We start from the raw sequence: 459 nt of genomic DNA, 5'->3' as shown, positions 1-459 counted from the left end.
TTCGAACCCTCGGTACGAGTAATCCCCGTACGGCGGTTTAGCAAACCGCTGGTTTCAGCCACTCACCCACGTCTCCGGAAGCGCTGAGGTCGAGCCCTATAACGAGCCCTTCGTCCGCAATCAACGGGGATAACCACATGGACGCGAAATCGAGTCGATCGGGCGCCCATTCATTGCCGCGACAGCCCCTTCCCCCTAGGATAGCCGCCGAAAAGCAGCAGGGTTCGGGAAAATTTGATGATGCGATCGGGTTGGTTCACGCTTCTGGCAATTGCCGTCACCGGGCTCGGCAGCGTCCCCGCGTCCGCACAGATGACGACGATCGACCCCAATACCGCGATCGATTCGGACCTTAAATCGCCGTCGTCGGGGCAGCAGCAACAGCAGAGCGCACCGCCACCGCCGACTCAGATGCAGGAATCCTATCCGCCGGCCGACACCTGTCTCTTATACACATCT

At 59.9% G+C, this 459-nt stretch carries 1 tRNA gene and 1 pseudogene (1 of these 2 only partly in view); one reads left to right on the top strand and one right to left on the bottom strand.

Annotated features, from left to right (window positions below):
• Window positions 1-76 (bottom strand) — tRNA-Ser (locus A7X12_RS26040); it reaches 70 nt to the left of the window's first position.
• 161 nt (window positions 77-237) lie between these two features.
• Here A7X12_RS26040 and A7X12_RS26440 point away from each other — a divergent pair.
• Window positions 238-459: pseudogene (locus tag A7X12_RS26440) on the top strand (hypothetical protein); the annotation flags it as partial.

Source organism: Sphingomonas sp. TDK1, assembly GCF_001650735.1.
GTDB lineage: Bacteria > Pseudomonadota > Alphaproteobacteria > Sphingomonadales > Sphingomonadaceae > Sphingomonas.
Note: the sequence above shows the minus strand (reverse complement) of the source record. Positions and strands in the feature narration are given on the sequence as shown.